Raw genomic sequence first — 13,243 nt, forward strand, 5'->3', positions numbered from 1 at the left:
CGCCGTCGAACGACGGAAACCAGGGACCATCACAGGACGGAACGACGCCGTGGGCGAAAAACTTACTCAATCCAGCGACCGCAAGGAGCTGACGGTCCGTGGCCTGGTCCTCGGCGTGATCATCACGGTGGTGTTCACCGCCGCCAACGTCTTCTTCGGCCTCAAGGCCGGCCTCACGTTCGCGACCTCGATTCCCGCGGCGGTGATTTCCATGGCCCTGCTTCGCGGGTTCAAGGATTCCACCATCCAGGAAAACAACGTGGTGCAGACCATCGCTTCGGCGGCGGGCACCCTGTCTTCCATCATCTTCGTGCTGCCGGGCATGATCATGATCGGGTGGTGGGCCGATTTTCCGTTCTGGACGTCGTTCGCCGTGTGCGCGCTGGGTGGCGTCCTGGGCGTGATGTACTCGATCCCGCTGCGTCGCGCGCTGGTGACCAACTCGGACCTGCCCTACCCCGAAGGCATCGCCTGCGCCGAGGTGCTCAAGGTGGGCAGCGGCGACGACGCCGATGCCGCCAGCGTGGAAGAGAGTCGCGCCGGACTGCTCGCCGTGCTGTGGGGCTCGATCGTGTCGGCCGTGTTCGCCGTGATCGTGGCGACCCAGGTGTTCGCGAGCGACTTTGTCCGCTACTTCCGCGTCAGCGAGCGCGGCGGCGTCACCGGCTTCGATTTCGGTCTGTCGTTCGCCCTGCTCGCGATCGGCCATCTGGTCGGCATCACGGTGGGCGTCGCCATGCTGATCGGCGCCATCATCGGCTGGGTCTGGGGCGTGCCGCACTTCTCCGCGCTGGGCGACCTGTCCCAATCGATGGCCGATCTCGCCAACGCCACCTGGAGCCAGAAGGTGCGCTACGTGGGCGCGGGCACGCTTGGCGTGTCGGCCATCTGGACGCTCGCCAAGCTGGTGAAGCCGGTCATCACCGGCCTCACCTCGGCGATGGCCGCGTCCAGGGTACGCAAGGCCGGCAAGGCCGACACGCTCCCGCGGACCGAGCGCGACATCCCGATCGGGATCGTTGGCGCGGTCACGCTTGCGTGCTTCTTGCCGATCGCATGGCTGCTCGGCTACTTCGGCAACTCGGCCGGACTGAGCGGTCAGGTCGGCGTGCTGGCCATCGGCGGTGTGGCCTTCGTCGTGCTGATGGGCTTCTTCGTGTCGACCGTGTGCGGCTACATGGCGGGCCTCATCGGTTCGTCCAACAGTCCGCTCTCGGGCGTGGGCATCCTGGTGGTGATCGCCGCCGCGCTGTTGCTGGTCGCGTTCGTCAAGCCGCACGTCGGCGAAGCCGAAGGCAAGGCGCTGGTGGCGTTCGCGCTGTTCATCACGGCCGTGGTCTTCACCGTCGCCGCGATCGCCAACAACAATCTGCAGGACCTCAAGACCGGTCAGCTGGTCGACGCCACGCCGTGGCGACAGCAGGTCGCGCTCGTGGTGGGCGTGATCGCGGGCGCCGCGGTCATTCCGCCGGTGCTGGACCTGGTGAACACCGCGTACGGTTTCGTCGGCGTGGCGGGCGCGGGTCCGCAGGCCCTGCCGGCGCCACAGGCCGGCCTGATTTCGGCCCTCGCCCAGGGCGTGATCACCGGGAACATCGACTGGAGCCTGATCGAGGTCGGCGTCGGCATCGGCATCGCGCTCATCCTCATCGACGAAGTCCTGGCTCGCACCACCCGGCATGTACGCATTCCGCCGCTGGCCGTCGGACTGGGCATCTACCTGCCGACCGTGAGCACCCTGATGGTGGTGGTGGGGTCCGTCGTGGGCTGGTACTTCGACCGTCGCGCCGATCGTACGGCACGGCCCGAAAGCACGAAGCAACTCGGCGTGCTGCTCGCCTCGGGCCTGATCGTCGGCGAGAGCATCATCGGCGTGCTGATCGCCGCGATCGTGGCCTTCGCGGACAAGCTGGGCTTCAGCAATCCGCAGGCGCCGCTCGCGCTGGTCGGCCCCGACTTCGCCGAAAAGGCGCAGTGGATCGGCGGCATCGCGTTCGCGCTGGTCGTCCTCTTCATGTATCGCTGGGTGGCCCGCATGGCCGCGCGGATCGGTGCCCGGTAGGCGTAACCCCGGGCGGTCGCGAAGCGTGGACTTCACCACATTTCGATGGAAATCCGTCCACTATCCTGTGTAGGTTTAGGGGTTCCCAATCCAGGAGTGACGGATGCACACGGTCAAGACGTTCGCCCTCGCCTTCGCCCTCGTCGGCGCCGCCGGTTCCGCGGCCGCTTCCGAGAGCACCAGTCAGGTCATCCGGAGCCAGGCTCCGCAGGGCATCACGCAGTCGTTCTACGGCTGCATCGACAAGGCGGGCTCGGACCAGGGCGCACTGGGCAACTGCATCAACGCCGAAAAGGCGCGTCAGGACGGCCGGCTCAATGCGAGCTACAAGGCGTTGACCGCGAAGCTCAGCGGCAAGGCGAAGGAGAACCTCGTCGCCGCGGAGCGCTCGTGGCTCGCGCTGCAGAAGGCCAGCAACACGTTCGAGGCGTCGCTCTACCCGGACGAGACCGTCGCCGATCTGCAGGTCGCGCAGAGTGAAGTGTTCCGTCTGTGCGAGCGTGCGAACGCCCTCGACAAGTACCTCGCGGTCGCCAACGACCTCTGATCCCGCTGACATGGAGTGACCCGTCATGGCTGGTCCCGATACGCACGATCTCGATTCCGCCGCCGGCGCCACGTACTTCGTGGTGGGCCGCGGCACGGAAGGCGGCCCGTCCTCGTACCACCTGTCCATCACCGGCGTCACGGTGGGAACGTCCGATCCCCACTGGGGCACCCCGGGCAGGATCGTGGCGGATAGCGGTTACACGCTCGGCACCATCCAGGTCGACCTGGGCAAGCGGGGCACGTGGGCCCTCGGCGCGACCGACGGCGCCGCGCTGAAGCCGGGCGAGACGACGTATGTCGACGCGGTCATCGATCAGTCGGCGAAGTACGCGAAGGACCATGGCCTGAAGTTCACCAGCGACACCGCGCAGCTGCGCAAGGACCTGCTCAGTCACGGCAACGGAAAGGACGGGCGCTCCACCCTCTCCTTCATCGATACCGATACCCGCGACGGCATCAACGCGTGGGCCGGATCGGAAGAAGGCCAGAAGTGGATTCACAAGAACATCGATTACCCGCAGATCCGCAACGCGACGCAGTCCGCGATGGATACGGTCGACCGGCTCGGCAAAAACATTCCCGAAGACCGTCGCCTCGAGACCATCGCCATCCTGGCGAAGACGGAAAACCAGATTCCCTCGCAGGTCGCCAAGTTCGAGAAGGTACTCAAGGACGGCGGCGACTACGACGACGTCCTGGCCAAGGCGGAGCAGATCAAGCGCACGTATCCGTACTACGACGGCCCGAAGGCCGCCGAGATCGCGGAACGCTACAAGGACGCCTATAAGGATCCGGCGAAGGCGGCGGCGCTCGACCGCGCGCACGGTAAGGTCGGCAGCCCCGACTTCAACCCGAAGCAATCGGCGAACGACGCGGACATCAAGGACGCGCTCAAGGCGATCGGCCAGGGTGGTCGGTCCCACGCCCATCATGGTTCGACGCTGCGTCAGGGAGCGCATGGTGCAAGCGTCACGGCGATCCAGGAAAAGCTGATCAAGCTCGGTTATACGGACGGCCACGATCGTCCGCTGACGCCCGACGCGCAGTTCGGTCCGGGCACGAAGGCCGCCGTGGAGAAATTCCAGCACGACCACGGGATGAAGGAAGACGGCATCGTCGGACCGAAGACGCTCGAGGCGCTGAACAAGGCGGCGCAGCCTGCAGCTCCCGCTCGCACGTCGCCTGGCCACCCGAGCCTCACGGATGCCGCGAGCCCGGGGCATGCGATGTACAACCAGGCGCTGCAGGGCGTTCGCGCGCTCGACGCGCAGCACGGCCGCACGCCGGATCACCTCACGGACAACTTCGCAGGATCGCTCGCCGTCGCCGCACGTGCCCAGGGACTCACCCGCATCGACCATGTCGTGATGGGTGACGATCGGGCGCGCGCGTATGCCGTCCAGGGCGAGCTCAACTCGCCGTTCAAGCGCGTGGCCGACGTCGACGTACGCCAGGCCGTGACGACACCGCTGGATCAGAGCAGCGCGACGTTCCACGCCGCGAACCGGTCCGAAGAGCAGGAGCGTCAGCCGGTCCTTTCGCAGCAGCCACAGCAGCAGCATCCCGCGCCGCCACTGCAGCATTGACGCCGGACACTCGCTGCCGGGCGGTAAGATGGCCGTCCCTGTCCGAGGAAACCTGACGATGATGAAGCTGGCAAACGGCATCCTGCTCGCGGCGCTGCTGACGAACGCCGCCCAGGCGCAGACCAACGCGGGTGACCAGAAAGACGACCCCGACCTGCCCTTCACCGTGACGAAGGTCGCCAGCCTCGACCTGCCATGGCGCATCGCGTTCCTTCCGGATGGACGCATGCTGGTGACCGAGAAGGTCGGCCGCCTCCAGCTGGTGACGCCCGATGGCACGAAGACCGAAGTCCAGGGTGTGCCCGCCAGTCAGTTCGAAGGCCAGAACGGCATGCTCGGCGTCTTTCTCTCGCCGCACTACGCCACCGACCACAACGTGTATCTCACTTACGTGGCGCCGGGCGACTACGGCGGCGGCCTCGCGATGGGCCGCGGCCGGCTCGTGCTCGAAGGCGGACAGCCGCGGCTCGAAGGCTTCAAGGTCCTCTGGCAACAGCTGCCCACCGGTAAGGGCGGCCAGGCCGGCGCGCAGATCGCGTTCTCGCCCGATGGCAAGTACCTCTTCCTGACCGTCGGCGATCGTCAGCGCTTCACGCCGGCCCAGGATCCCGATCAGCCCGTCGGCAAGATCCTCCGCCTCACGCTCGACGGCAAGCCCGCGCCGGGCAATCCGTGGGCCGGCAAGGAAGGCGCGCGCAGCATCCCGCTGATCGATCCGGCGAAGGACACCGAGGCCGCGAAGAACGCGCCCGTGGTCAGCACCTATACCTTCCCCGGCCCGAACCTGACGCCCGCCGAGACGTGGAGCACCGGGCATCGCACGCCTTACGGACTCGCCTTCGCACCCGACGGCCGGCTCTGGGAACTCGAACACGGTCCGCGCGGCGGCGACGAGCTGAACCTGATCGAACGCGGGAAGAACTACGGCTGGCCGCTGGTCTCCTACGGCGTCAACTACAACGGCGTCGCGATTCCCAGCCCCGACTCGCGACCGGATCTCGTCAAACCCGTCATCTACTGGGTGCCGGTCATCGCGCCGGGCAACATCATGTTCTACAAGGGCAAGATGTTCCCGCAATGGAAGGGCAACGCGTTGATCAGCGGGCTCGTCAGCATGGGCCTCATCCGGGTGACGGTCGATGCCAAGGGCGGCGCGACCGCGGTCCAGCGCTGGAACCTGGGCAAGCGCATCCGCGATGTCGAGGAAGCGCCCGATGGCTCGCTCTGGCTGCTCGAGGACGCCATGCCCGGCGGGCTCTATCGCCTCACCCCGAAGCAAGGCTGATTCGGTCCACGTCGTCCGCCGTGGATCGGCGGACGACCTGTCAGACGGGGACGGCGCGCACGCGCGATGGCGCGAGCTGCGTGAAACGCGGCAGGTCATCCATCACACCGGCGAGCTCCGGCGAGCCGAAGGCGGCTTCCACGGCGTCCTCGTCACGGAAAACGCATTCGCAGATGGCGACGGTGCCCACACGGTCGACCGCCGGGAAGAACGCCTGAAGACTGAGCAGGCCGTATTTTCCCCACGCATCCATGACCAGCGGCAGGTGCCCGGAGATGTAATAGTCGCGATCGAAGCGGTCGTCGGGGGTGCCGTGGTAGGTGACATAGACCACGACCGGTGTGTCGCTCGCTTTCATGGATGCTCCGAAGCTTGAAGAGAGTGGAAAGATATGTATCGACCGATACATTAGGGGGGCTCGTCCCCGCGATTGTCAAGAACTTCTGTATCGCTTAGTATTTTAGTCACGTTCACCTTCCGGAGCCGGCGATGGCGACCATGGGACGCCCCAGGACATTCGATCGCGAAAAAGCCGTGGAAGAAGCCATGCACATCTTCTGGCAGCACGGCTACGAATCGGCATCGCTCAGCCAGCTGAAGGCGGGCATCGGCAACGGCATCTCCGCACCCAGTTTCTACGCCGCGTTCGGATCGAAGGAGGCGCTGTTCCAGGAGTGCGCGCAACGTTATCTGTCGACGTATGCGCAGGTGACCGAATGCCTCTGGGATACCTCCCTGCCCCCGCGCGACGCCATCGAAACCGCGCTCAGGCGCTCGGTGAAGATGCAATACGAACGCGGCCATCCGCGCGGATGCATGGTCGCCCTCGGCGCGATGAGCGCACCCTCCGACGAGCACGCCGCCGTGACCGAGCCGCTGGCGAAGTCACGCGCGCGGACCCGTGCGGGTTTCGTGGCATGCGTGCAGCGAGGCGTGGACAGCGGCGAACTTCGTGCCGACACGGAGCCCAGGGCGCTCGCGGCGGTGTTCGACGGATTCCTGCTGGGCGTCTCGACCCTCGCACGCGACGGCGTTCGCCACGCCGTCATCGAACAGGCCATCCCGCAGGCGATGTCGGCATGGGATGCGGCGTCGGCGAAACACGTCCGGCGCTGACCGGAAGGCTCGCCCCGCCGCGAACATCAGGAAAGGGCCAGAGCGATCGCCGCTTCGCAGTGGACGAGCGTCGTGTCGAACACCGGCACGGATACGTTGCCCTGATCGAGCAGCATGCCCACCTCCGTGCAGCCGAGGATGAGGCAGTCCGCGCCACGGTCGACCAGGCGCCGCGCGATGCCGACATACGCCTCGCGGCTCGTGTCGCTGACGATCTGCCGGCATAGCTCTTCGTAGATGATGCGATGCGTTTCGGCGCGATCGTCGGCGTCGGGCAGGATCACGTCCAGGCCGGCCGCGGCGAGGCGATCGGTGTAGAAGGTCTGTTCCATCGTGAACGCGGTGGCCATCAGTCCTGGCGACCGGAACCCCGCCGCCACGATGCGCGACGCGGTCGCGTCGGCGATGTGCAGCAACGGGATGCCCACGCCGTCCATCATCCGCGCGGCCACCTTGTGCATGGTGTTCGTCGCGAGCACGAGGACATCGGCGCCGCCACGTTCGAGAGCCTTCGCCTCCCCGTTCAGTCGCTCCCCTGCGCTGTCCCATGCCGCCGCCGCCTGCAGTGCTTCGATGTCTGCGAAGTCCACCGAGCGGATCAGCAACTCGGGCGAATGCAGCCCGCCAAGGCGCTCGGCGGTGAGGCGGCAAAGTTCGCGGTAGTAGATCTGTGTCGAGGCGGCGGACATGCCGCCCAGGATGCCTATCGTCTTCATGGTCACCATGCGGGTGCGTCGGAGTTCAGTGACGCCTACTCGTGGCAACCTACTAGGAGGTAGAGCTCAAGGCAATCGTTTCGGTAGCGGCGGCGTCAGAACCGCGCGCGCAGCGTGACACCGAGCATCCGCGGATCGCTTGGCTGCCCAAGGATGAGTCCGGAATTTCCGGTCTGGACCGTGAGTGCGGTGATGTAGTCGCGGTCGAACAGGTTGCGTGCGAAGACGTCGACCTCCCAGCTGTCGTTGAAACGGTAGCCGATGCTCGCGTTGGTGACCGTATAACCCGCGATCTTGGTGTAGACCGAGTTGGTGGTATCGGAGTTGTACCCGCTGCGCGCGCTCACATCGGCGTGGGCGAGGAAGGCGCCGTGGCCAACCGGCAGTTCGTAGTCGAAACCCAACGAACCCGCCCACCGCGAAAGTCCGGCCAGCGGCAGACCGGTGAGGACGTACGCACCGGGAATCTTCGGGTTGCCGCGGGGATTGGACGTCTTGATGGCCAGGCTGGCTGGCGGATTCAACGGCTGGCAGCCGCCGGCGGCATTGGGATTCTGCCATTCGAGCGGGCATGGACCCGCGGGGTAATCGGTGTACTTCCCGTTGGCGTAGGCGAACGAAGCACGCAGCGTGAAGCCCCTGAAGAGCAGTGCCGCCAGATCGCCTTCGACACCTTTGACGCGCACCTCGGGGATGTTGGCCGGATAGGTGCGCAGCGCCGCCGTTTCGGTGCTCGACGTGACGTTGGCCTGATAGTCGTCGACCACGGTGTGATACGCGGCGAGGTTGAGCGTCGCGCGACCGTCCCACCAGGCCGTCTTGACGCCCGTCTCCCAGGTCTTGTTCGTCTCGTCCTTGATCACCGCGGTCGCGAGCGCCGGGTTGTTCGAGGCGTCCAGCGGGAGGCCGGACATGTTGAGGCCACCGGACTTGTAGCCGTAGGCGTAACTCACGTATCCCAGCACGTCGTCGGTGAACTGGTAGCCGAGGTTGGCGCGTCCCGAGGGATTGCCGCCGCTGTCCGACGCGCGGTAGCTCTGTGGACGGAAGAGCGAAAGCTTCGCGTTGTCCTGCGCGGTACCCGGTCGTGTGGGCAGACCGCCGGACACCGTCGTCGCGTACCGTCCGTCCTTGTCTTCATAGGTGTAGCGCGCGCCGAGCGTGGCGACCAGACGGTCGGTGACGTGATAGTTCACTTCGCCGAACGCCGCGTAGCTCTTCATGCGGAAATGGGAATCGCCGAACTGGCCGTAGCCATCCGCGAGGTTGTCCGGCATGCCCGGAAAGCTCGTGGTGCTGACCAGCCAGTAGGTCGCGGCCGGGCCGTAGATGCTGATCGGCTTGCCGTTGATCTCCTGGGTGAAGAAATACAGGCCGCCGACGTAATCCACAGGACCGTCGCCGTTCGACGCGACCCGGAATTCCTGACTGTACTGATCCTGGCGCGACGGGATCCGCTGCACCGTCTGGATCGGAATGCCGGTGTAGTCGCGGTCGTTGGCCACGTCCCATTTCCAGTAGCGCCACGCGCTGATCGACGTGAGCGTCACCGGCCCCACGTTCCAGTCGGCGTTGAGCGACACGCCGCCGTCCTGCGTATCGATGTGCAACGGCGCGTCGATATCCGTCAGGCGGTCGTAGACATCGCGGCTCGCCGGCGAGTACGCCGGCAGCCCGTGGGCAGGCAGGTTCGCCGCGAGCCCTTCGAACTGGCGGGCCGCGCCACGCAGGCTCCTGCCGACTCGCAGGTAGTTCTGGGTGCAGCAGTCCGAATCGAGGTTCGAGACGTCGCCGATCAGACGGATGTTCACGTCGTCGTCCGGGCGGAAAAGCAGCTGGCCGCGGAGCGCGTAGTTGTTCAGTTCGTTGACGTCCTTGCCGGTCCGGACGTTGTGCAGCACGCTGTCGCGTTCCGTGAACTGCGCGGACAGGCGCCCCGCCACCGTCTCGCCAAGCGGGCCGGATACGGTTCCCCTGGCCTGCAGGAAACCGTTCTCGCCGATCGAGATCTCGCCATTGCCTTCCGGCTGGAACGTTGGGAGGCGGCTCGTGATGTTGATGGCGCCGGCCGTCGTGTTCTTTCCGAACAGCGTGCCCTGCGGGCCCCTGAGCACCTCGATCCGTTCGATGTCGGTGAAGTCGAACGCCGCGGTCGCGGGCCTGCCGTGGTACACCCCGTCGATGTAGAAACCCACGCCGGGCTCGATGCCATCGTTCGCGGCGCTGACGGACAGCGTGTTCGAGCCGAGTCCGCGGATCGTGTACGCCGTGTTGCGCGGGTTCGCGGAGTTGTAATACAGCGAAGGCACGAGCTGACTGAGCTGCTGGGTATTCACGGTGTACGAGCGGTCGAGCCATTCGCCGTCGACGACCGACACCGCGATCGGCACCTTCTGCAGGTTCTCGTCGCGCTGGCGGGCCGACACGGTCACCTCCCCAAGCGTCGTGGCCGGTGCGTTCTCTCCCGACGGACCCGTCGAAGGCGACGCCTGAGCGGCGACACGGAAGACGGCCATGCACGCCAGCATGGCCACGAACAACGGCGTACGACGCATTCGGATCCCCAGTCTATCGGGCGATGCGCTCGCCCCCGAGACGCTATATACCCAACTATATATCGATTCGACTTGCACGTTTCACTCGCGGGACTGACCGGCCAGCGTGCGTCGGGCTACGATGGGCCGTCGGACCCTGCCCAACAGGAGATCGTCATGAAACGTTTGCTGCTATTGACCGCGCTGACAGCCACCACCGCCCTCGCGCACCACGGCTGGAGCGAGTACGACGCCCAGAAGCCGTTGAACCTGACCGGCACTATCGAATCCTCGACCTACGAGCAGCCACACGGCACGCTTCGCCTGAAGACGGCGGATGCGACGTGGAACGTGGTGCTCGCGCCGCCCTCGCGCATGGAAAGCCGGGGCCTGGAGAAGAGCATGCTCGCGCCCGGCCAGAAGGCCACGGTCTACGGGTACCCTCATCGGACGAAGGCCGACGAAATGCGCGCCGAGCGCGTGACGATCGGCGAGAAGACGACGGAACTTCGCTGATGATCGACCCGGCCGGCTGGCTGTCGGCCACACCGCTGGCCCGGGCCATGCGTGACAGCCCGTGGCTGTACCCGGCGGTGGAGACAATCCACATCGTCGGCTTCTGCATCCTCGTCGGCGCGGTCGCGATGTTCGATCTGCGGGTGCTCGGCTGGGGGCGCGCGCTTCCGGTGTCGGCCCTTGGCAGGCACCTGCTGCCGTGGTCGGCGGGGAGCGTCGCGCTGGTACTTCCCGCCGGACTGATGATGTTTTCGACCCAGCCGCAGGCTTTCCTGGGCAATCCACTGTTCCTGCTGAAGCTGACCCTGATCGCGCTCGCCGGCGTGAATGCCCTGGTGTTCCACGTGGGCGTGTACCGAAGCGTCGCCGCATGGGAGAGGACGCACCCCGCTCCATCGCTTGCCAGGATGCAGGCGTCGCTGTCGCTCGCGCTTTGGGTCGCCGTCATCGCCTGCGGCCGGATGCTCGCGTATTACTAGAGCGTCAGGCTGGCCCATGGGCAGGCACCTTCGCGTCGGCGAATCTGGGCTACCCTCGGGCGCGAGGCATTCGTACGGATGCCGATCGGCTGTACCTGGCCATCACGCCACTCAATCAAGGAACGCATCGCCATGCTCAACGCCGTCGCTCCGTCCCGCCACCGTCGCGCGCTCGCCATCGCCATCCTTCCCGTCGGACTGGCCTTCATCGCGGGTGCCGCGCACGCGGCCTCGCCCGGCACGGCGAAGCCGGAGCCGGCGATCTATCAGCTGGTCACGCGATGGGAGGGGAACGGCGCGCCGATGGCGAACGCTACCGTCTGTCTGAAGGCGGACACCCCGGCGACGATTCGCGATGCGGCGAAAACCGGAGGCGATGCGTGGGAATTCGGATTCCACGTGACGCCCGCCGCCGGCGACCTGCTCCAGGTGGACGTCGCCGCGCGTTTCGGGGATCACCCGGTCGTGCACGAGGTCGTCCGCGGCAAGCCGGGCGAGCCGATGGCCGTCCGGTTTCCGGCCACGCCGGACTCGGCGCCGCGAACGCTGACGATATCCGCGGTGGAAGGTTGTCCCGCCGCGGCCCGGAAGACGGGCTGATCCAGATGCGCCGGCGGCGCGCCGGATGAATCGCAAGAACCTGCTCTTGAAACGCCTGTGAGGCCGTCCCACAAATAAAGGGCCACTGGACCTTTATCGGGCCGCATCCGTGGTTGCCGCCTGCGGGCGACGTCTCGACGTCGTCCGCAGGCAAATCAAAAACCAAAGCAGAGCGCAGGTTTAGCCATGACATCTCGAAAGACCTGGATCATCACCGGAGCCGCTCGCGGCCTCGGTCTTTCCATCACCGCCGCCGCCCTCGAGGCCGGCCACAACGTCGTCGCCGGAGCACGTAAGCGGGATGGCCTCGCCGATCTCATCGAGGCCTACGGCGAGCGACTCGTCCCCGTCACGCTCGATGTCACCGATCGCGATGCGGCGGCCGCCGCCGTGTCGACGGCGATCGAGCGCTTCGGCACGGTCGACGTTCTCGTGAACAATGCCGGTTACGCGGACGTCGCACCGATCGAAGACATGGACGAGCAGACGTTCCGGGCACAGATCGAAACCAACTTCTTTGGGGTGGTGAACCTGAGCCGCGCCGTGCTTCCCGTCATGCGCAAGCAGGGCTTTGGCCGGATCATCCAGGTCTCGTCGGTCGGTGGGCGAATCGGCGGGCCGGGGCTGTCCGCTTACCAGTCGGCGAAGTGGGCCGTGAACGGCTTTTCCGAGGTGCTCTCGCGCGAGGTGGCGTCGTTCGGGATCAAGGTCACCGTGGCCGAACCGGGTGGCATGCGAACGGACTGGGCGGGCTCGTCGATGGATATTCCGGCGATAAGCGACGCCTACGCGCCCGTGCTGGGCCCCGTCGTCGAGCGTTTGCGCGGCGCGAGCGGCAGGCAGCCAAGCGACCCGGATCGCATCGCAAGGGTACTGCTCGAGATCGCGGAGGCGCCCGAACCGCCGTTGCGGCTACTCCTGGGCAGCGATGCCGTCGAAGTCGCCCGTCAGGCGGCGGAGCGTCTGGCGGCGACCGATGCGCAGTGGCGCACGACCAGCGAGTCGGTGGCTTATCCTTCGTGACGATGAACGAGGCGCCCGCTCCGACGGGCGCCTCATCGACGGAGACGACGGTGGACGACACGGCAACGGCTTTCCTGCGGGCGCGCAGTCCGGAACAACGCGAGGTCAGGCGCCGGACGATCCTCGCGGCCGCCGAGACGCTGCTGGAAACGCACCCTGTCGGCGACATCAGCCTGCGCGAGCTGGCGCGAACGGCCGAGCTCTCGAAGACGAACGTGACGCGCTACTTCGCCACCCGCGAGGCCGTGTTTTTCGCGTTGCTCAACGAGCGTTTCGCCGCGTGGATCGACGAGCTCACGGCATCCGGCGTCGGGGCCGGCCGCTACGACGCTGTGGCAAAGCACGTCGGTGAATCCCTCGCGGCGCGGTCCACGTTGTGCAAGCTCTGGGCATCGCTCGGCAACGAACTGGAGCGGAACATTCCCGCCGACGCCATCGTGGCGTTCAAGACGGAGCACACGCGGAACCAGGTCGCGCTCGCGACGTGGGTCGTCCAGCGTCTCCCCACTTTGGACGAGGACGCGGCGCGGGAATGGGTGCAGATGCTGATCCTCCTCGTCGCCGGGCTCTGGCCATTCGCGCATCCCTCGCCCTCATTGGCGGAAACGTTGGTGCGTCCCGAGCACGCTTCGCTGCGCGTCGACTTCCCGAAGCGGCTCTCACGGGCGTTGACTGTCTCACTCCTCGGTATCGTGGCGGCAAGAACCACGTGAGCCGTCGACGGGCGACCTGACGGAACGTGACGGGTTTCGCGGCACGCGATGTCCACCCTCTTCC

The 13,243-nt window shown here is 66.5% G+C and carries 13 protein-coding genes; 10 read left to right on the forward strand and 3 right to left on the reverse strand.

The annotated features are described in order from the left end of the window. Positions 1-49: 49 nt before the first annotated feature. The 4 genes from J2X58_RS05330 (at position 50) to J2X58_RS05345 (ending at position 5,482) form a co-directional block, all read left to right on the forward strand. Positions 50-2,062, forward strand: a complete 2,013-nt coding sequence (locus J2X58_RS05330; protein ID WP_310046834.1) for an oligopeptide transporter, OPT family — start codon at positions 50-52, stop codon at positions 2,060-2,062. A gap of 103 nt (positions 2,063-2,165) precedes the next feature. Continuing rightward, positions 2,166-2,609 carry a lysozyme inhibitor LprI family protein gene (locus tag J2X58_RS05335; protein ID WP_310046835.1) on the forward strand — a complete coding sequence of 148 codons (444 nt, stop codon included), beginning with the start codon at positions 2,166-2,168 and terminating at the stop codon, positions 2,607-2,609. A gap of 25 nt (positions 2,610-2,634) precedes the next feature. After that, a complete protein-coding gene (locus tag J2X58_RS05340; protein ID WP_310046836.1) occupies positions 2,635-4,197 on the forward strand; it encodes a peptidoglycan-binding domain-containing protein in 1,563 nt (520 codons plus the stop codon). 58 nt (positions 4,198-4,255) lie between these two features. Beyond that, positions 4,256-5,482, forward strand: coding sequence for a PQQ-dependent sugar dehydrogenase (locus J2X58_RS05345; protein WP_310046838.1), 1,227 nt, complete (start codon positions 4,256-4,258; stop codon positions 5,480-5,482). 40 nt (positions 5,483-5,522) lie between these two features. Here J2X58_RS05345 and J2X58_RS05350 read toward each other — a convergent pair whose 3' ends face one another. After that, the gene (locus tag J2X58_RS05350; RefSeq protein WP_310046840.1) at positions 5,523-5,840 is read right to left on the reverse strand and encodes an EthD family reductase; all 318 of its coding nucleotides are present in this window, start codon (positions 5,838-5,840) and stop codon (positions 5,523-5,525) included. A gap of 188 nt (positions 5,841-6,028) precedes the next feature. On the opposite strand from J2X58_RS05350, the gene J2X58_RS05355 reads away from it, so the two are divergent. Beyond that, positions 6,029-6,598, forward strand: a complete 570-nt coding sequence (locus tag J2X58_RS05355) for a TetR/AcrR family transcriptional regulator (protein WP_254779067.1) — start codon at positions 6,029-6,031, stop codon at positions 6,596-6,598. Between the two features lie 26 nt (positions 6,599-6,624). On the opposite strand, the gene J2X58_RS05360 is transcribed toward J2X58_RS05355, so the two are convergent. Beyond that, positions 6,625-7,314 (reverse strand): aspartate/glutamate racemase family protein, encoded by a 690-nt coding sequence (locus tag J2X58_RS05360; RefSeq protein WP_310046841.1) that lies wholly within the window; start codon positions 7,312-7,314, stop codon positions 6,625-6,627. 95 nt (positions 7,315-7,409) lie between these two features. Further along, positions 7,410-9,869, reverse strand: a complete 2,460-nt coding sequence (locus J2X58_RS05365) for a TonB-dependent receptor (protein ID WP_310046842.1) — start codon at positions 9,867-9,869, stop codon at positions 7,410-7,412. Between the two features lie 156 nt (positions 9,870-10,025). Here J2X58_RS05365 and J2X58_RS05370 point away from each other — a divergent pair, with 156 nt between their 5' ends. The 5 genes from J2X58_RS05370 to J2X58_RS05390 all read left to right on the forward strand — a co-directional run bounded on the left by J2X58_RS05370 (position 10,026) and on the right by J2X58_RS05390 (position 13,179). Continuing rightward, positions 10,026-10,364: a DUF6152 family protein gene (locus J2X58_RS05370; RefSeq protein ID WP_310046843.1), complete on the forward strand. Its 339-nt coding sequence runs from the start codon at positions 10,026-10,028 to the stop codon at positions 10,362-10,364. Continuing rightward, positions 10,364-10,843, forward strand: coding sequence for a hypothetical protein (locus tag J2X58_RS05375; RefSeq protein ID WP_310046844.1), 480 nt, complete (start codon positions 10,364-10,366; stop codon positions 10,841-10,843). Before J2X58_RS05370 ends, J2X58_RS05375 begins: the two co-directional genes overlap by 1 nt. Before the next feature lie 132 nt (positions 10,844-10,975). Further along, positions 10,976-11,443, forward strand: coding sequence for a hypothetical protein (locus J2X58_RS05380; protein WP_310046846.1), 468 nt, complete (start codon positions 10,976-10,978; stop codon positions 11,441-11,443). 186 nt (positions 11,444-11,629) lie between these two features. Then, positions 11,630-12,466, forward strand: coding sequence for an SDR family NAD(P)-dependent oxidoreductase (locus J2X58_RS05385; protein WP_310046848.1), 837 nt, complete (start codon positions 11,630-11,632; stop codon positions 12,464-12,466). A 50-nt stretch (positions 12,467-12,516) separates the two neighbouring features. Then, the gene (locus tag J2X58_RS05390) at positions 12,517-13,179 is read left to right on the forward strand and encodes a TetR/AcrR family transcriptional regulator (protein WP_310046850.1); all 663 of its coding nucleotides are present in this window, start codon (positions 12,517-12,519) and stop codon (positions 13,177-13,179) included. The last annotated feature ends 64 nt before the right edge of the window (positions 13,180-13,243 follow it).

Origin of the sequence: Luteibacter sp. 3190, assembly GCF_031456385.1 — a bacterium.
Classification (GTDB): Bacteria; Pseudomonadota; Gammaproteobacteria; order Xanthomonadales; family Rhodanobacteraceae; genus Luteibacter.

What these genes read in the sequence shown, in the direction of transcription:
- J2X58_RS05335 (WP_310046835.1), top strand. Translation starts at nt 2,166, where the DNA reads ATGCACACGGTCAAGACGTTCGCCCTCGCCTTCGCCCTCGTCGGCGCC.
- J2X58_RS05340 (WP_310046836.1), top strand. Translation starts at nt 2,635, where the DNA reads ATGGCTGGTCCCGATACGCACGATCTCGATTCCGCCGCCGGCGCCACG.
- J2X58_RS05345 (WP_310046838.1), top strand. Translation starts at nt 4,256, where the DNA reads ATGATGAAGCTGGCAAACGGCATCCTGCTCGCGGCGCTGCTGACGAAC.
- J2X58_RS05350 (WP_310046840.1), bottom strand. Translation starts at nt 5,840, where the DNA reads ATGAAAGCGAGCGACACACCGGTCGTGGTCTATGTCACCTACCACGGC.
- J2X58_RS05355 (WP_254779067.1), top strand. Translation starts at nt 6,029, where the DNA reads ATGCACATCTTCTGGCAGCACGGCTACGAATCGGCATCGCTCAGCCAG.
- J2X58_RS05360 (WP_310046841.1), bottom strand. Translation starts at nt 7,314, where the DNA reads ATGAAGACGATAGGCATCCTGGGCGGCATGTCCGCCGCCTCGACACAG.
- J2X58_RS05365 (WP_310046842.1), bottom strand. Translation starts at nt 9,869, where the DNA reads ATGCGTCGTACGCCGTTGTTCGTGGCCATGCTGGCGTGCATGGCCGTC.
- J2X58_RS05370 (WP_310046843.1), top strand. Translation starts at nt 10,026, where the DNA reads ATGAAACGTTTGCTGCTATTGACCGCGCTGACAGCCACCACCGCCCTC.
- J2X58_RS05375 (WP_310046844.1), top strand. Translation starts at nt 10,364, where the DNA reads ATGATCGACCCGGCCGGCTGGCTGTCGGCCACACCGCTGGCCCGGGCC.
- J2X58_RS05380 (WP_310046846.1), top strand. Translation starts at nt 10,976, where the DNA reads ATGCTCAACGCCGTCGCTCCGTCCCGCCACCGTCGCGCGCTCGCCATC.
- J2X58_RS05385 (WP_310046848.1), top strand. Translation starts at nt 11,630, where the DNA reads ATGACATCTCGAAAGACCTGGATCATCACCGGAGCCGCTCGCGGCCTC.